Annotated in this window: 14 protein-coding genes, 1 tRNA gene and 1 pseudogene; 11 read left to right on the top strand and 5 right to left on the bottom strand. The window is 68.9% G+C overall.

All coding sequences use genetic code 11. The features are described from left to right. Position 1 precedes the first annotated feature (1 nt). The 5 genes from JWN68_RS01845 (at position 2) to pdxY (ending at position 5,242) form a co-directional block, all read left to right on the top strand. Positions 2–1,363 (top strand): MFS transporter, encoded by a 1,362-nt coding sequence (locus tag JWN68_RS01845; RefSeq protein WP_297733825.1) that lies wholly within the window; start codon positions 2–4, stop codon positions 1,361–1,363. Then, positions 1,360–2,793 carry an aminotransferase class V-fold PLP-dependent enzyme gene (locus tag JWN68_RS01850; protein ID WP_297733828.1) on the top strand — a complete coding sequence of 478 codons (1,434 nt, stop codon included), beginning with the start codon at positions 1,360–1,362 and terminating at the stop codon, positions 2,791–2,793. Before JWN68_RS01845 ends, JWN68_RS01850 begins: the two co-directional genes overlap by 4 nt. Next, complete coding sequence (locus JWN68_RS01855) at positions 2,790–3,485, top strand: uracil-DNA glycosylase (RefSeq protein WP_297733831.1); 696 nt, start codon at positions 2,790–2,792, stop codon at positions 3,483–3,485. Before JWN68_RS01850 ends, JWN68_RS01855 begins: the two co-directional genes overlap by 4 nt. Before the next feature lie 102 nt (positions 3,486–3,587). After that, positions 3,588–4,361 (top strand): class III extradiol ring-cleavage dioxygenase, encoded by a 774-nt coding sequence (locus tag JWN68_RS01860; RefSeq protein ID WP_297733836.1) that lies wholly within the window; start codon positions 3,588–3,590, stop codon positions 4,359–4,361. A 26-nt stretch (positions 4,362–4,387) separates the two neighbouring features. Then, a complete protein-coding gene (pdxY, locus tag JWN68_RS01865; protein ID WP_297733838.1) occupies positions 4,388–5,242 on the top strand; it encodes a pyridoxal kinase PdxY in 855 nt (284 codons plus the stop codon). 87 nt (positions 5,243–5,329) lie between these two features. Here the strand turns inward: pdxY and JWN68_RS01870 are convergent. After that, positions 5,330–5,402: transfer RNA gene (locus JWN68_RS01870), tRNA-Thr, on the bottom strand. 48 nt (positions 5,403–5,450) lie between these two features. On the opposite strand from JWN68_RS01870, the gene JWN68_RS01875 reads away from it, so the two are divergent. The 4 genes from JWN68_RS01875 to JWN68_RS01890 all read left to right on the top strand — a co-directional run bounded on the left by JWN68_RS01875 (position 5,451) and on the right by JWN68_RS01890 (position 11,803). Continuing rightward, positions 5,451–7,304 (top strand): alpha-amylase family glycosyl hydrolase, encoded by a 1,854-nt coding sequence (locus JWN68_RS01875; protein WP_297733841.1) that lies wholly within the window; start codon positions 5,451–5,453, stop codon positions 7,302–7,304. A 368-nt stretch (positions 7,305–7,672) separates the two neighbouring features. Beyond that, positions 7,673–8,896: a DUF4032 domain-containing protein gene (locus tag JWN68_RS01880; RefSeq protein ID WP_297733844.1), complete on the top strand. Its 1,224-nt coding sequence runs from the start codon at positions 7,673–7,675 to the stop codon at positions 8,894–8,896. Between the two features lie 432 nt (positions 8,897–9,328). Continuing rightward, complete coding sequence (locus tag JWN68_RS01885; RefSeq protein ID WP_297733847.1) at positions 9,329–10,762, top strand: hypothetical protein; 1,434 nt, start codon at positions 9,329–9,331, stop codon at positions 10,760–10,762. Between the two features lie 387 nt (positions 10,763–11,149). After that, complete coding sequence (locus JWN68_RS01890) at positions 11,150–11,803, top strand: phosphatase PAP2 family protein (protein WP_297733865.1); 654 nt, start codon at positions 11,150–11,152, stop codon at positions 11,801–11,803. A 225-nt stretch (positions 11,804–12,028) separates the two neighbouring features. Here JWN68_RS01890 and JWN68_RS01895 read toward each other — a convergent pair whose 3' ends face one another. Both JWN68_RS01895 and JWN68_RS01900 read right to left on the bottom strand, forming a co-directional pair. Then, positions 12,029–12,469: a maleylpyruvate isomerase N-terminal domain-containing protein gene (locus JWN68_RS01895; protein WP_297733849.1), complete on the bottom strand. Its 441-nt coding sequence runs from the start codon at positions 12,467–12,469 to the stop codon at positions 12,029–12,031. Then, positions 12,466–13,056 carry a TetR/AcrR family transcriptional regulator gene (locus JWN68_RS01900; RefSeq protein ID WP_297733852.1) on the bottom strand — a complete coding sequence of 197 codons (591 nt, stop codon included), beginning with the start codon at positions 13,054–13,056 and terminating at the stop codon, positions 12,466–12,468. The genes JWN68_RS01895 and JWN68_RS01900 overlap by 4 nt, the downstream gene beginning before the upstream one ends. Positions 13,057–13,192: 136 nt before the next feature. Here JWN68_RS01900 and JWN68_RS01905 point away from each other — a divergent pair. Continuing rightward, positions 13,193–13,572 (top strand): annotated as a pseudogene (locus JWN68_RS01905) (integrase core domain-containing protein); the annotation flags it as partial. 272 nt (positions 13,573–13,844) lie between these two features. On the opposite strand, the gene JWN68_RS01910 reads toward JWN68_RS01905, so the two are convergent. Beyond that, the gene (locus JWN68_RS01910) at positions 13,845–15,176 is read right to left on the bottom strand and encodes an aminotransferase class I/II-fold pyridoxal phosphate-dependent enzyme (protein ID WP_297733856.1); all 1,332 of its coding nucleotides are present in this window, start codon (positions 15,174–15,176) and stop codon (positions 13,845–13,847) included. Between the two features lie 165 nt (positions 15,177–15,341). Between JWN68_RS01910 and JWN68_RS01915 the strand changes: the two genes are divergently transcribed. Beyond that, positions 15,342–16,487, top strand: coding sequence for a helix-turn-helix domain-containing protein (locus JWN68_RS01915; RefSeq protein WP_297733859.1), 1,146 nt, complete (start codon positions 15,342–15,344; stop codon positions 16,485–16,487). Between the two features lie 239 nt (positions 16,488–16,726). Here JWN68_RS01915 and JWN68_RS01920 read toward each other — a convergent pair. Further along, positions 16,727–16,989 (bottom strand): helix-turn-helix domain-containing protein (locus JWN68_RS01920; protein WP_297733862.1); only part of this gene is annotated, 263 nt, incomplete at its 5' end.

Genomic DNA, 16,989 nt, shown 5'->3' on the forward strand with positions numbered 1-16,989 from the left:
CGTGGCTGACTCATCGGCAGCCTCAGCGGGAGCACTCCCCCGCAGCGTGCGCATCGGCTACGGCTCGGGCTCGGTGGCGACCGGCGCCTTCGGCACGGTGCCGGGCCTGATGCTCCTGCCCTACCTCACCGACCAGCTCGGCATCGCCGCGCTCTGGGCCGGGCTGATCGTCTTCCTGCCCAAGGCCTGGGACGTGGTGCTGAACCCGATCGCAGGTCGCATCTCCGACCGCACCGTCGATCCGGCGGGCCCGCGTCGCCCGTGGCTCCTCCGCGCCGGGATCATGCTGGCGGGTGCCTTCGCGCTGATCTTCGCAGCGCCCGACCTCGGGTCGCAGGGCCTCGAAGCCGCTTGGGTGCTGGTGTTCTTCGTGCTGGCGGCCTCGGCGTACGCCTTCTTCCAGGTGCCGTACGTCGCCATGCCCGCGGAGATCACCTCGAGCTACCACGAGCGCACGCGCCTCATGACGGCACGCGTGGCGATCCTGGCCTTCACGATCATGCTGGCCGGCGCCACCGCGCCGGTGATCCGAGACGCCGTGGGGGGTCGGGCCGGCTACCAGGTGATGGGGCTGGTGATGGCGCTGATCATCGCCGTGGGGGTCGTGAGTGCGTACGTCGGCACGCGGCGCGCCCCGATCGGCGCCGTCGAGGCCGGGGCCGGGTCACTGCGCGACCAGCTCCGGATCGTGGCGACCGCCCGGGACTTCCGGCTGCTGCTGTCGACCTTCATGCTCCAGGGCCTCGCGATCGGGTGCATGCTCGCCGGGGTGGACTACCTGGCCCGAGAGGTGCTCGAGAACCAGGGTGCCTCGACCCTCCTGTTCGTCTGCTTCGTCGGGCCGGCACTGGTGCTCACGCCGGTCTGGGCCGCCTACGGCGAACGCGTCGGGAAGAAGCAGGGCTACGTCGTGGCCTCGCTGATCCTCGCGGCGGGCGCCGCCCTCGCTGCGTTCGCCCAGGTGGCTCCCGCCGTTCTCGTCTTCACCGCCACTGCGCTGGTGGGGGTGGGCTACGCAGGCTGCCAGGTCTTCCCGATGGCCATGTTGCCCGACGCGGCCGCCACCGACGCCGCGCGCACCGGGGAGAATCGCGCCGGCGTCTACACCGGCGTGTGGACCGCCGGTGAGACCCTCGGCCTAGCCCTCGGACCGGGCGTGTTCGCGATCGTGCTGGCCGTGGGCGGCTACGTCTCCTCGGAGGGGGGTGACGTGGCACAGCCGGGGTCGGCACTGACCGCGATCACCCTCGGGTTCTCGGTGCTGCCCGCCGTCCTGATCCTGCTCAGCCTGTGGTGGCTGAGCCGCTACTCGCTCGACGCCGACGAGGTTGCGGCTGCCGCGCGCCCGGGGGTGCCGGCATGAACGCGCTCGAGCGGCTCCACCTGCTGCAGGCCGGCGACCTGCCGGTCCACGGCGGACGGACCCTGGCCTACGTCTACGACGGCGGCGACGCGGAGGTCGACCGGGTGGGACGGGCGGCTGTTGCGGCGTACGCCGGATCCAACGCCCTCGACCCCACCGCCTTCCCCTCGCTGCTCACGATGGAGAACGAGCTGATCGGCTTCGCGGCCCGGCTCCTGGACGCCCCCGACACCGTGGTCGGCACCGTGACCTCGGGCGGGACCGAGTCCATCCTGCTGGCCGTGCAGGGCGCCCGGGACTCCCGACCCGACCTCGACCGGCCGACGATGGTGATGCCGTCCACGGCGCACGCCGCCTTCCACAAGGCCGCCCACTACTTCGGCGTGCGAGCCGTCGTGGTCCCGGTGGGTCCCGACTTCCGTGCCGATCCCGAGGCCATGGCGGCCGCCACGGACGACAGCACCGTCCTCGTCGTGGCCAGCGCTCCGTCGTACGCCCATGGGGTGATCGACCCGGTGCGCGAGATCGCCGCAGCGGCCTCGGCCGCCGGCGTGCGCTGCCACGTGGACGCCTGCATCGGCGGCTGGGTGCTGCCGTACGCCGCACGGCTGGGCCGACCGGTGCAGGAGTGGACCTTCGCCGTCGAGGGCGTCACCTCGATCTCGGTCGACACCCACAAGTACGCCTACGCCCCCAAGGGCACCTCGTTGCTGCTGCACCGCGACACGGCCCTGCGGCGACCGCAGTTCTTCGCCTCCGCTGCCTGGCCCGGCTACACGATGCTCAACCAGACGACCCAGTCGACACGGTCCGGCGGGCCGATCGCCGGGACCTGGGCGGTCGTCACGACGATCGGCGACGAGGGCTACCTCAGGCTGGCCCGCGAGGTGTTCGAGGCGGTCGACCGCATCGTCGCGGTCCTCGCCGCCGAGCCCTGCCTGCGACTCGTGGCGGAGCCCGACTCCACACTGGTGGCCTTCGCCACCGACGACTCGTGCGACCCGTTCACCGTGACCGACGAGCTCGTCTCGCGGGGGTGGTACGTCCAGCCGCAGCTGGCCTTCGAGGGGCAGCCGGCGTCCGTGCACCTGTCGGTGAGCGCGGCGACCCTGGCGCACCTCGACGACTTCACGGTCGCACTTCGGGAGTCCGTGGTAGCGGCGCGGGAGGCTGGGCCGGTGGTGGTGGACGACGACGTCGTGGCCTTCATCGCGTCCCTCGACCCGGCGACCCTGAGCGACGCGGACTTCGACGGGCTGCTGGCGGCCTGCGGGCTGGTGGGCGCTTCCGCCGACGGCTCGATGGAGCTACCGAGCCGGATGGCGTCGGTGAACGCGATGCTCGACCTGGCCTCGACGGCGATGCGCGAGGCACTGCTGCTCGCCTTCCTCGACCGGCTGTCCCGGCCGTCAGCAGCGCCGGCCCCGTGAGCGCTCTCCAGGGCCTGGTCGACCAGGGCCTGATGGCCCCCGACTGGGCTGCGGCCCTCGCCCCGGTAGACGAGCGCATCGGCGAGCTGGGTCGGTTCCTGCGGGAGGAGGTAGCAGCGGGGCGTGGCTACCAGCCGGCGGGCGAGCTCGTCTTCCGGGCCTTCCAGCGCCCGCTCGCCGACGTACGGGTCCTTGTCCTGGGCCAGGATCCCTATCCCAACCCCCGGCACCCGATCGGGTTGAGCTTCGCCGTCGATCGGCACGTCCGGCCGCTGCCGCCAAGCCTGGCCAACATCTACCGCGAGCTCCACGACGACCTCGGGATCGAGCCCGCCGGCCACGGGGACCTGTCGGCCTGGGCCGACCGAGGCGTGATGCTGCTCAACCGGGTCCTCACCGTGCGCCCCGGCGATTCGAACAGCCACCGCGGCAAGGGCTGGGAGGCGGTCACCGAGCGCGCCATCGCCGCGCTGGCCGGGCGCGGCGGCCCCTGCGCCGCGATCCTCTGGGGCGGCCCCGCGCAGAAGGCCACCCCCCTGCTCGGCGCGATCCCGTGGGTCGCGTCCGCGCACCCGTCGCCGCTGTCCGCCTACCGCGACTTCTTCGGGTCGAAGCCCTTCAGCCGGGTCAACTCGCTGCTGGCCGACCAGGGTGCGCAGCCGGTTGACTGGACGCTCCCACCCGCCGCCTGATCGGGATATCCATGGACGAGATGGTCGCCTCTCTGGCGTTTCTGGAGCCATATCGTCCATGGATATGTTGAAGATAGTTCGGATTTCAACTAGTATGAGCCCATGACAGACCGCATGCCTGCCCTCTACATCGGCCACGGCGCCCCACCGCTGCTCGACGATTCCGTGTGGTCCGGGCAGCTGGCGTCGCTGGCCAGCGGCCTCCCGGTGCCCTCGGCCATCCTCATCGTGAGCGCCCACTGGGAGTCCGCGCCGGTGACCCTGTCGGCCAGCCGGGCGCCCCTCGTCTACGACTTCGGCGGCTTCGCCCCGAAGTACTACACGATGACCTACAAGACCCCGGACTCCAGCGCCCTGGCCCGTCGGGTGGCCGCGATGATGCCGAGCGACGAACCGGTCCACCAGCACCGCAGCCGCGGGCTCGACCACGGCGCCTGTGTGCCGCTGAAGGTCATGTATCCGAACGCCGACATCCCCGTCCTGCAGATGTCGCTGCCCACCCACGACCCGGTGAAGCTGTTGGCGCTCGGCGAGCGGCTCAAGCCGCTGCGCGACGAGGGCGTGCTCATCATCGGCTCCGGCTTCCTCACCCACGGCCTGCCGTTCCTCACCGACTGGAGCATCGACGCGGCCGTCCCCGGCTGGTCGCACGACTTCGATGCCTGGGCCGCCGAGGCGATGGCCCGTGGCGACGTCGATGCCCTGGCGGCGTACGCGTCGAAGGCCCCGGGCATGCCCTACGCCCATCCGACCGTCGAGCACTACACGCCGCTGTTCGTCACGCTCGGCGCTGCCACCACCCCGGACGAGCCGGGGGCCCAGGTCATCGACGGCTTCTGGCTGGGGCTGTCGAAGAGGTCGCTGCAGGTCGCCTGAGTCCCGGGTTGCCTTAGCCTGACCTGGTGAAGATCCTCTCCATCCAGTCCTCGGTCGCCTACGGCCACGTCGGCAACTCTGCCGCCGTCTTCCCCCTCCAGCGGCTGGGCCACGAGGTGTGGCCGGTGTCCACCGTGCACTTCTCCAACCACACGGGGTACGGCGCCTGGCGCGGGCCGCTGCTCTCGCCGGAGGACGTCGCCGCGGTCATCACCGGCATCGCCGAGCGCGGGGTCCTGCCGTCGTGCGACGCGGTGCTGTCCGGCTACCAGGGCGGCGCCGGGATCGCCGAGGTGATCCTGTCCGCGGTGGCCCAGGTCAAGGCGGCCAACCCGGCGGCGACGTACACGTGTGACCCCGTCATGGGCAATGCCACCTCCGGCTGCTTCGTCGACCCGGCGATCCCGCCGATCATCCGCGAGCTCGTGGTGCCGCAGGCAGACCTCATCACGCCCAACCAGTTCGAGCTCGGATTCTTGACCGACACCTCGCCGACCTCCCTGTCGGACACCCTCGACTCGGCCGACCTCGCCCGGCAGATGGGGCCCTCGACGGTGCTGGTGACCTCGGTGTTCGACGGGGACGCCCAGACCTCGGACACCATCGGCATGCTGGCCGTCACGGGCGACGGCGCCTGGCTCGTCGAGACACCGCGGCTGGCGATGAAGGCCAACGGGTCCGGCGACATCACCGCCGCGATGTTCACCGCCCACCTGCACGAGACGGGCTCCCCCGCGGACGCGCTGGCGCGCACGGCGTCGTCGGTCTTCGCCGTGCTGCAGGCGACGCTCGAGTCGGGCGAGCGCGAGCTGCGGTTGGTCGCCGCACAGGACGCGATCGCCCACCCGGCGAGCGAGTTCGAGGTGCGGCAGGTCCGGTGAACGGCGACCCTGCGGACTTCGTGTCACCTGGTGGCACCAGGTCCACGCGGACGGCTCAGGGCAGCTGGATGCGGCCCCAGACCAGAGAGCCGGTGACAGGAATCGAACCCGCGACATCCATATTACAAGTATGGCGCTCTACCAACTGAGCTACACCGGCGCGCACCAGCGGGCGCGCGCACATGCTAGTTGACCTAGGGTTTCGTTCGTGCCTGACCTCCTACGACTGCCCCACCACGACGGGTCGCCGACCTATGTCGGGACGGAGGCACCCCAGCTCGGGGAGACGGTCACCGTCCGGATGCGTAGCCACCCCGACGACCAGATCCAGGACGTGTGGCTGCGCACGACGTACGACGCCGAGCCGGTCTTCCACGGCTTGGCGAGGACCCTCGGCGACGACCACACGGTGTGGTGGTCGGGCGACCTGCTGGTGCACAACCCGGTCACCCACTACCGCTTCCTCCTGGTCCGCCCCGACGGTGAGCAGCTCTGGCTGACCGGCTCCGGGCTCGTCGACATCGACGTGCCGGACGCGGGGGACTTCAAGCTCAGCTCGCACGCTCCGGCACCCGACTGGGCGAGGGACGGAGTCGTCTACCAGATCTTCCCCGACCGGTTTGCCCGCTCCGCCGCTGCGGCTGACCGCCCGACCCCACCCTGGGCGGTCCCTGCCACCTGGACCGACACCGTGGTCTTCGAGCTCGACGACCCGCGCACCGCCGTACAGCTCTACGGCGGAGACCTCGACGGGATCGTCGAGCACCTCGACCACCTGGAGCGGGTCGGCGCCGACATCGTCTACACGACCCCTGTCTTCCCGGCCGAGAGCAACCACCGCTACAACGCCACCACCTTCGACGAGGTCGATCCGCTGCTCGGGGGCGATGCGGCCTACGAACGCCTGAGCACCGCGGTGCACGATCGGGGGTGGCGGATCCTCGGCGACCTGACGACCAACCACACCGGAGACACCCACGAGTGGTTCATCAGGGCCCAGGCCGATCCGGAGTCAGCGACGCGGTCGTTCTACTACTTCGACGAGGACGGCTCCTACGCCGACTGGATGGGCTTCGCCACGTTGCCCAAGATCAACCACGGCGATCCCGACCTGCGCGCGGCGATGGTCGAGGGGCCGGGATCGGTCGTCGGGCGCTGGCTGCAGCCGCCGTACGACGTCGACGGCTGGCGCATCGACGTCGCCAACATGACCGGCCGGCTGGGGGCCCTCGACGTGGCCCATGAGGTCGCCCGCGCCGTACGCCGCACGGCCCAGTCGCTGCGGGAGGACCCCTTCGTCATCGGCGAGCACAACCATGACGCCTCCGGCGACGTCGACGGTGACGGCTGGCACGCGACCATGAACTACTCCGGGTTCTCATGGCCGGTCTGGTCGTGGCTGCGCTCGGAGGACACCGCCGCGAGGGCGTTCGGCCGACCGGTCCAGGTGGCTCGTCGCTCCGGGCCTGCGGTCGTCGAGACCTTCCGCACCTGGCAGGGCGCCCTCGGCTGGCGTGCCACCTCCTCCAGCTGGAACCTCGTGGGCTCCCACGACTCCGCGCGCATCCGCACCCTGGTCGGCGGCGATCCCGCCCTGCACCGCGTGGCGGCGGGGCTGCAGTTCACGATGCCCGGCGTCCCGATGCTCTTCGCCGGCGACGAGCTCGGCCTCGAAGGTGTCGTGGGCGAGGACTCCCGGCGCCCGATGCCGTGGGACGACGAGTCGTCCTGGGACACCGCCACGATGACGGCCTACGCAGAGCTCGCCCGCGTACGCCGCTCGCGGGCTGCACTCCGCAGAGGTGGTCAGCGGTGGGCACACGTCGACGACGACACCATCGCCTTCCTGCGTGAGCACGCGGACGGGTCCGTGCTGGTGGTCGCGCGCCGGGCAGCGGGCCCGGCCTTCAGCCTCCCGCTCACGCTAAGTGACCACCTCTTCGGCACCGAGCCCGGCTCTCCCGTCGTCGAGGTGCCGGACGGGGCATCGTCCGTCGTCCCCGCCAGCGACGGACCTCGGCTGGACGTCTGGGCGCTCGAGCCCGGCCCTGACCCAGCGTGACGCTGCGCCTGTCACAAGCCTGAGGCGGCGACCGTCATACAGATGACCCGCACCCCACAGAACCGAAGAAGACCATGACTGTCGCCAGCTGGGCGGCCCCTGCGACCTGGAGCACCGGGGCAAGTCGGCCGACGACGTCATCAAGGCCCAGGACCGACACCTGAAGGAGACCGAGAAGGCCCGAGACGCGACCCACCAGGAGGCGCGCGACGCGATGAAGGGGCGTTGGCGGCGTCCCAAGAAGTCGCTCGACTGGTACAACGCCACGAAGAGGTTCTTCGCCGACCAGCCCGAGGACTGAGCCCGAGGACTGGGCAGCCTCGGCTCGTCGATGCGCGTCCACCGCCGGGTCGAGTAGGTTCGCGACCATGGCCCTGCGCATCGTCGCGAGCAGGCCCGACCCGGCGATCGTCACCTTGCCGTGGTCGACGCCGCTCGAGGAGTGGACCGACGACCACGTCGTCCCGCTGCCCCGCGGGCTGAGCCGGCACATCGTGCGGATCGTGCGGTTGGGCCAGCGCACGTACGCCGTGAAGGAGACCCAGGAGGACATTGCGTTCCGGGAATACCGCCTCCTGCGCAACCTGCAGCGCGAAGGCATGCCCACCGTCGTCCCGCAGGGCGTCGTCACCGGGCGCACCGACGCCGACGGGGAGGAGCTGAACGCGGCGCTGCTCACCGAGCACCTCCGGTTCTCCCTGCCCTATCGGAGCCTGTTCGCCCACGGGATGACGGCCGACAACCTCCCGAGCCTGGTCGACGCGATCGTGGTCCTGCTCGTGCGGCTCCACCTGGCGGGCTTCTACTGGGGCGACGTCTCGCTGAGCAACGTCCTGTTCCGTCGCAGCGCGGGCCAGTTCGCGGCCTACCTCGTCGACGCCGAGACCGGGGCGCACCACGACACGGTCAGCGACCGGATGCGCGACTACGACCTCACGGTCGGCAGCGAGAACATCTTCGCCGAGCTGATGGACCTCCAGGCGAGCGGAGCGGTGGGCACCGACGTCGACGCACTGGCGATCATCGCCCGCCTGCGGGAGCAGTACGAGAAGCTCTGGCACGAGCTGACCCGCACGGAGGAGTTCAACGCCGAGGAGATGTGGCGCATCGAGGAGCGCATCGAGCGGCTCAACCAGCTCGGCTTCGACGTCGACGAGCTCGACATCATCACCGACTTCGACGGCGACCGGATCCGGATCCAGCCCAAGGTCGTGGAGCTCGGACACCACCGACGCGAGCTGCAGGCGCTGACCGGGATGACCGTGGAGGACAACCAGGCTCGGCGTCTCCTCAACGACCTCGCCGCCTTCACCGCGCACCACGACCTCGGGCGCGAGGACCGCCATCTCGTCGCCAACAAGTGGCTGACCGAGATCTATGAGCCGATCATGGCGATGATTCCCTCCGAGGCGCGAGGCAAGCTCGAGCCGGCCGAGGTCTTCCACGAGATCCTCGTCCACCGGTGGTACCTCTCGGAGCAGGCCGGACACGAGATCGGCATCTTCGAGACTGCCCGCAGCTACATCGACACCGTGCTGACCAGCAAGCCCGACGAGGCGATCACCGCCGACGACGAGGTCGACCCGGACTGAGCGGGCGCTCGGCACGTCGACGTTCCAGAGTCCCCACATCCCGATCCCCCTGCGGGACAACGACGGCTGGCTTCCCAGGCTGGCAGACGTCGCCATCTCGGGTTCCCTCTCGGGAACTGCCCCAAGACCTGCGTCTTTCTGCCGCACGTGATTGTCCGACGGGTGGCGAGCGCATTCCGTGCCGCGCTTTTGAATGACCACCAGACTCCGGGGCCGGCAGCGAGGCCGGCCACCTCTGCTGGCATGTCACTGGCGAATCCGTGGGATGCTCGACATCCAACGGTGCCTTGGATCCTTGCCAAGTTGCGGCGCGGACCAGGCTAGTGGTGGCACCGCGCTCGGCCTCACGGGGAAGCAGGATGGATGGGGCAGGATCGCTGGGCGCAGTCACTGTCGAGGATCGATCGCAGATGGCTCGTGGTCGGTTCAGGGGTGATTGCGCTCCTGGCCTGGCTCCCCACGTGGTGGTTACCTGCCTCGGCGGACGAGTCGGGGTTCTTGATGGTCGCGTCACAGTGGCACGAGGGGACGTCGCTGTACGGAGACTACTGGGTCGATCGACCTCCGCTGCTGATCATCTTGTACGCCACGGCGGACGCCGCGGGCGGGCTCGGGGCGCTTCGAGTCCTGGGGTGCCTGGCCGTGTTCGTCTCGGTGATCCTGGCAGGTCTGATCGGCCGACTTGCCTCACCGGCTCCTGGCGCGCCACTCGCAGCGGCTGCCACGGCGACCGTGTTCATGGGGAGCCCGCTCTTCGGCCGAGGCGTGGTCAACGGCGAGGTCCTTGCGCTGCCGTTCGTGCTGGCCGGCGTAGCGGCTCTGCTTGCAGCGCGAGGAGAGGCCCGTGCAGGCCGGAGCGCAGTCTTGTGGGCCGCCGCGGGCGCGGCCGCGGCGTCAGCCGCCCTGATCAAGCAGAACTTCCTGGACGTGTTCTTCGTCGCCGCGGTGATGCTGGCGCTGCCGGTCGTGGGCGTGCTGCGGGCGCGCGTGGGCGCGGCATTCGTCCTCGGTGCCGGTCTTGTGCTCGCGTTAGTCCTGTTGGTCGCCTCTTCCCGGGGGACGACCCCAGCCGAGCTGTGGGTGGCTGTGGTGACCTTCCGGATCGATGCCAATCAGATGATCGGTTCATCGGCCAGTTCGGCCACACCTTTGCGGGCCGCCCGTCTGGGGCTCGTGCTGGTCCTGAGTGGCGCCGTGCCCCTGCTGGTCCTGGCCGCGCGCCGGCTCGTGCGGTCAGCGGCAACCGACGGCCTCGACATCCGGATCGCGGCCGCCATCCTGGTCGCCTGGGAAGTATTGTCCGTCGCACTGGGCGGCAGCTATTGGTTGCACTACCTGATGGGACTCGTGCCTGGACTTGTCCTGGTGGCCGCACTGGTCACCGTCAGCTCACCGATCGGGTCGGCCGTGTGGCAGCGCACAAGCACCCGACTCCTGACCTATTCCGCGGTGGTGTCCCTGGGTTCGCTCTTCTGGGTCGCCATATTCCCCGCCCCGACCCATGAGGACGTCTCCGCCTACCTGACGGCACATGGAAGGACCGGGGACACGGCTGTGGTGGCGTTCGGGAAGCCGGACATCTTGTACGGCGCAGGGATGAGCAGCCCCTATCCGATGCTGTGGAGCCTCCCGGTGCGCGTCCTTGATCCGCAGCTTCACCAGCTGGCCCGTCTGCTCGGCTCGCACGCCCGCCCCACCTGGCTGATCACCAGCCGCCTCGGCCTCGCCGGCTGGGGTCTTGATCCTTCCGGCTCGGCCCTGACCGAGTTCGCCGACAACTACCAGCGCGTGGCCGAGTTCGAAGGCCTCGTGGTCTATCGGACGCGGGTACGACAGTCTGACTCAGTGCCCGAGAGTCCCGCGTGACCCAGTTGCTCACGACCGAGCAGGACGAGCAGCAACCGAGCAGGCTCCGGGTGGCCTGGCTCGTCCGCCTGGGCGGAGTCATCGTCTTCCTCGCGGCCCTCTCGACGTGGGTTGCTGTGATGGGGATGCCCAAGCAGACCGCACTTGTCGTCGGATGGATCTGGTTGGCGGTCATCGCGTGGGACGTTCGACGGCCGTGGCGCGAGCACCTGTCCTTCCTGCTCGACTGGTGGATCCCTCTGGCGCTCCTGACTGTCTACTGTCTACCTCTACAGCCGTGGACTCTCCGAGGACCTGGCGTTCGTCGCCGTCCACGTCACCGAGCCGATAGCCATCGACAGGTGGCTCTTCGGGGGCACCCTCCCCACGGAGTGGCTGCAAGCTCACCTGTGTGGTGTCCCGTGCGAGCGCTCGCAGCCGCCGCGGTGGTACGACGTAGCACTGACCACCGTCTACTACTCGCACTTCGTGGTCGCCCTCGGAACAGGCGGCGTCCTGTGGGTTCGCAGCCGGACTCAATGGATCCACTACATGCGTCTATATGTCTCGTTGTCAGCCTTCGCGCTCGTCGTCTACGTTCTCTACCCCATGGCGCCGCCCTGGATGGCTGCCCGGGATGGCTACATCTCGCCGGCGGTCCATCGGATCACCGGGCGTGGTTGGTACGACCTCGGTCAGTCCCACGGTTCCGGCGGGGCTCACGAGCAGATCTCTGCTGTCGGCAACCAAGTGGCGGCGATGCCGTCCTTGCACGCAGCGCTGGCCCTGTTCGTGGCTGTCTACGCACTAAGGCACCTGCGTACACGATGGCGTTGGACGCTGCCGCTCTATCCGCTCACCATGTCGTTCATGCTGGTCTACTACGCCGAGCACTACGTCGTGGACGTCCTTGCCGGATACGCAGCTGTTGCCCTCGTCATGTCCGGATGGGCCCGGTGGGATCGACGTCAGCGGCACCGAGGCGCCGGTCAGCAAGCAGGCGGTACGCAGCAGCCGTCCCGACGGGCGTGCATGACGAGCTCAACCGGAGTTTCTGCGTAGGCTGGGTCCAACACGCGAACGATGAACGCGACCATCGCTCACGATCTCGTCATCAGCGTCAAGACGGTGCGCGAAATGACGTGTCCAACATCTTCACCAAGTTGCAGGTCCCCGACAGGTCTGCAGCCATCGTGAAGGCCCGAGAAGCCAGCCTCGCCCGCGAGTCCTGATCTGCGGCGAAGTCCGATCGGCTGCTCAAGCCCTGGCAGTCCACCTGCGACGCTCCTATGCTTCGTCGAGGAGCTGACGCCCCGCTTTCGAGGAGTCGGTAGTGGTCGCGGGCGACGTGGCGGGCAAGGCAGCAACGCCACCACGGTGCTGGTTGTCCCGATGTCCCAGGAGGCGTGTGAGGTCGGCATGCTCCTCGACCTGCAGGGCCGTGAGGGCGTCCAGCGGGACGCCGCCGCGCCGCTTGGCGATCATGGACTGGCGCAGCGTCTCCTTCAGGCCGGTCGCCATGAGTGCCATCCCGGTGGTGTGGCCCGCCATTGCCCTGACGTCCCATCCGGGACAGTCGGTGGCCTTGTTCCAGTCCTCGGGCCGCAGTGAGCGCAGCAGGTCGAGGAAACGCTCGTACTCAGTCTCCGCCAGCCGCATCGCCACCTCGCGGTCCATCCTGGGCCGCCGTGGGCCAGTCTCGGCGTGGGGGTGGTCGGTGGTGTTCATGGGGTCTTCTTCCTTCGTGTCGTGTCGGGTCCGACTTCGCTGAGGAACATGTCGACAGCTCGGGGGACGAGCCGACGCCAGCGCTCGCCCCCGGGGTCGTTGGCGTTCTGCTGGCTGGCCAGACCTGCGAGGATCGCGGTCCACAGGTCTGAGGCGTCGGGGTCGGTGACGCCTGAGCGGTCCAGGAGGTGGTGCAGTCGCTCGATGGTCTGCACGGCGAACGCGTAGGACTCGGCGCTCGGCGTGAAGCCGGGGATCGGACGCTGGTTCATCAGTGCGTTCCGCTCCGGGTCCGCCGCCATCGCGTCGAGCCAGGTCGTCGCGACCGCCAGCAACGCCGTGCGCGGGTCATCGGGGAGGCCGGACTCTTTCGCCGCTGCGGTTGCGTCGAACTCCGCCCATGCCTGGCCGAACATCGCACCGATGATCGTGAGCTTGGAGTCGAAGTGTCCATACAGCGAGGGCGCGCGCATGCCTACTCGCTCCGCGACACTCCGCTGGGTGAGTCCCGACCAGCCCAACTCACGCACCACCGACCACGCAGCGTCGAGGATCTCGTTCCGCGTGCCTTGACGACGACGCGTCATCCTATCGTCGTTCGGTTCTCCTAACATAGTTAGAGCGTGGACGTGATGATGATTCTCATCAAGGGGGGAACCCGGATTTGGTGTGGACCACCTGGTTGTCAATCCGCCGGCGATCCGCGCATCAGCTGACAAACCGATCGCTATGTGGGACCGCGATCGACACGGCCAGCCCATCGAGCCGGGCACTCTGGTCTGCCACTCTGATGCTGGCAGCCCGCCCAGTACACCTCACTGCGCTACACCGAGCACCTCGCACTCGAGGCCATCGCACCCTCGATCGGCACCGTAGGAGACGCCTACGACAACGGGCTGATGGAATCGTTCATCAGCCTGTACAAGACCGAGGCCATCGCCACGAACGTCTTCCACGTTGGACCTGTGAAGACTCTCCTCGACGTCGAGTACGCCACCGCCTGCTGGGTCGACTGGTGGAACCACCGCCGCCTGCACTCCAGCACCGGCCAGATCCCACCAGCCGAGCACGAGCAGAACTACTACGCTGCCCTCAACCGAGAGGCGCACCCCGTAGAGGAACGGCAGAGAACCCGTGACGGTTCACAGTCACACCGGGCCCGAACCTTCAGTCCTGTGGGCGTCAGCGACGAGGTGCTGGTAGATGCTGTCTGAGTTCCGTCGCTTGGGGCACCGGACCGCTTGCTGCGGCTTCGTGCCAGCGGCGTTTGCCTCGGTAGCAGTGACGTCCTCGGTATCGAGGCGCAACTGGGTGACGGCGGCGATATGGATGATGTGGTCGAGCCGACCTGTTCCCGGCTCGGCACAGACATCCGTCAGGACGGGAGGTCGACGGTGAAGTGGGTGCCGGTGAATCCACTGCGCCACTCGGTGACTTCTGGTCCGACGGCGGCGGCGGACTCCGGACCAGCGAGTCCGCGGGCGATGAACGACGCGAGGGTCGGCATGTCGTCGACCTTCATCCCGAGCCGAGCCAACTCGGGGGTGCCGATGCGAAGGCCGTTGAGGTCTCCGTCGATGGGGATGGTCGGTAGACCGATGCCGCAGGCCAGGAGATGGGCCGCCCGGAGGTCCCGAGCGGCCCTCTGGCCGCCGCCATACCGGTGGGCGAGGATGGCGAACTGGTGTGACGTCGTGACCCCGCGGTCGGCGGCAAAGAGTGGGACGTCGAGCGTGCTGAGGCTCCCGGCGAGGGCCTGCGCCAAGTCGACCATCCGCGCCGCGTAGGCCGATCCGGCAATTTCCCAGTCCGCCAGAGTGACCGCAAGCGCTGCCGTCTTGCCAGCGTCGAAGTTCGCGGTCAGCCCGGGGTAGGCAATGGCCTCGAGCCGCTCGGCGAGCGTGGCGTCGTTGGTGACGACGAGCCCGCTGGGCGGTCCGCCGAGGCTCTTGTAGGTGCTCATCGTCATGACGTGCGCGCCTTCGGCGAGCGGGTTGGGCCACGCCCCGCCGGCGAACATCCCGCACTGGTGGGCGGCATCGAAGAGGACGAGAGCCCCCACCTCGTCGGCGACCTCGCGGATCGCCGCGACCGGGTGCGGGAACAGGTTGAGGCTGCCGCCGATGGTGATGAGGCGGGGTCGCGTGCCGTGTGCGAGTGCCCGGAGGGCGTCGACATCGACGGTGTAGCCGTCGACGTCGACGGGAGCCTCGACGGTCGTCAGTCCATAGAGCCCAGCGGCACCGCTGAGGTGGTGCGTCACGTGCCCGCCGATGGCGGCCGGCGGAGCAATGATCGTGTCGCCAGGTCGGCAGGTGGCCATGAACGAGTAGAGGTTGCCGAGTGCACCGGAACCGACGCGGACCTCGGCGTACGTCGCACCGAAGACGCGACAGGCGGCGTCGGCGGCGAGCACCTCGATCTGCTCAATGGCCTCGAGGCCGGTCTCGTACTTCTCACCCGGGTAGCCCAACGATGCGCGGGACCCCAAGTTCGCCGAGAGGAGCGCCTCGGCTCGCGGATTCATCACATTGGTCGCCGGGTTGAGGTTGAGGCAGGTGACGTCGTGGATCCGGTGGTTCTCCTCGGCCAGCCGTTCGATCTCGAACTGAAGGGCACTGCCGGTCAACGCGGTTGACGACACTCCCCGGACACGGTCGGCCACGGCGACGGGCAACCATGGGCGGGCGGCGACGGTCTGGGTCACGTCGAGTCTCCTTTTTCGTTCGCGGCGCTGGGGATGTCTGAAACGGGTTCCCGTCCTCTTCCCACGCTAGACAGCCCGCAGCTTCAGAGTCATCGAGCGGACGGCGCAAGTTCAGAGGTTCCTCTCCTACACTTGTAGAAACCAACGGGCACACTGGGAGGCGCCATGCAGGCTGAGCTGGACCGCCTCGCGGCGCTACTGGGTCGCAGTGTGTCCGTGGACAGCCCGTCGGGTCAGTTGTTGGGATACAGCGTCCAGTCGGACGACGCCGACGGAGCGCGCATTATGGCCATCCTGGCGCGCCAGGTGCCGGAACCTGTTCGGCGCTGGCAGGACGAACATGAGCTCAGCACAGCAAGCAGACCCGTCCGCCTTCCGAAGAACGACGAGCTCCACATGACGGCGCGGTTGTGCGTCCCGCTCCGTCGACACGGTGTCCTGCGCGCCCACCTATGGATCGTCGAGGGCTCTACGGAGCTCACGCCCCAGCAGTTGGGCGAGGCCCTCCAGTGCGGCGAAAGGGTCCTCGCCAGGCTGCCCCAAAACCCGGCGCAGGGCGGGGCGAGAAGTCTGGCGGAGCTGTTCGTCGACCTGATCGCGCCCGCCCCAGTCGGTGAAGCTGAGCACCTAGTCAGCGCCATGATCGACGCCGAGCCCGACCTGCTGGGCAGCACGGTTCGGCTTGTGGTCGGCACCCCCATCACCTCGACAGGGGGGCACGGCGCGCTGACGGCACGCGACGTCGCGCGTGTGACTCGACGGCTCCCAGACCTGCGAGTGTTGGCCAGTTCGGTGACGCCGACCAAGACGGTGCTGCTGGTGCGCGACTCTCATTCGAGTCCTGCCGCACGTCAGCTCGAATCTTTGCCGTCTGGGTTGCTCGCCACCGGAGCCGGACCGGTGGTGCCCTTCGACGCACCCGGCTTGCTCCACGGGTTGGAGATGGCCACCTTCACTGCCACGTGCGTTGCGGCTGACCCGTGCCTCCCACGCGACCTGGCGTGGGAACAGCTCGGGATGTACCGACTCTTGGCGCGGGGCGAACACGGCCCATGGCTCGACATGCTGGCCCCGGTTGCCGATCAGGGTGAGGCGGGCGACGTCTTCCTTAGCACCCTCGAGACCTACCTCGACCTCGCTGGGAACGCGCAGAGGACCGCAGCGGAGCTGATGCTCCATAGGACCACGCTCTACTACCGACTGCACCGGGCCGCTACCCAGCTCGACGGGGATCTAAGTGACGGGCTGTGGCGTACGAACCTTCACATAGCCTTGAAAGCGCGACGCCTGCAACGGACAGAAGCCCGCTAACAACACGACCGATCGACGGAAACCCCCAAGCGGTAGCCGCGATCTGTGGGCTGCACGCCCTGCGTCATATCGACGCGAATGTCTGTCAACGCGGGTCGCCCTGTGCTCGACTGCGCACTGCATTGCGTCCCGCGACCCGATCGACGCACCCGCCGGTGAGGGCGACGTCGAACTTGGACCAGGCCGTCAAGCAGCGGATGTCGCCCGTAAGGCGGACCCGGGTAGCTACTGGACCTTCGTCAGAACGGTTCTCGGTCGAGGCTGGTTGATGGTGTCTCTCCGAACGTCTGCCGGTAGGTGGCGGCGAAGTGGCCCATGTGTATGAAGCCGAATCGGGTGGCGATGGCGCGGACGGTGGTGGCGTGCCGGTGGGCAAGAAGCAGTTGTTTGCGTACGTGTCGGAGCCGGACCTGGCGCAGGTGCGCTATCGGCGGTAGCCCGGTCTCGCGCTTAAAGCCCTCCTGCAGCGCGCGGACACTGAGATGGACCTCCTGAGCAAGGC

Source organism: Nocardioides sp., from assembly GCF_025964975.1.
Classification (GTDB): domain Bacteria; phylum Actinomycetota; class Actinomycetes; order Propionibacteriales; family Nocardioidaceae; genus Nocardioides.

Bases quoted from the DNA above. Each gene is read 5' to 3' on its own strand.
- JWN68_RS01915 (WP_297733859.1), top strand. From the start codon at position 15,342: ATGCAGGCTGAGCTGGACCGCCTCGCGGCGCTACTGGGTCGCAGTGTG.
- JWN68_RS01860 (WP_297733836.1), top strand. From the start codon at position 3,588: ATGACAGACCGCATGCCTGCCCTCTACATCGGCCACGGCGCCCCACCG.
- JWN68_RS01880 (WP_297733844.1), top strand. From the start codon at position 7,673: ATGGCCCTGCGCATCGTCGCGAGCAGGCCCGACCCGGCGATCGTCACC.
- JWN68_RS01850 (WP_297733828.1), top strand. From the start codon at position 1,360: ATGAACGCGCTCGAGCGGCTCCACCTGCTGCAGGCCGGCGACCTGCCG.
- JWN68_RS01900 (WP_297733852.1), bottom strand. From the start codon at position 13,056: ATGACGCGTCGTCGTCAAGGCACGCGGAACGAGATCCTCGACGCTGCG.
- JWN68_RS01895 (WP_297733849.1), bottom strand. From the start codon at position 12,469: ATGAACACCACCGACCACCCCCACGCCGAGACTGGCCCACGGCGGCCC.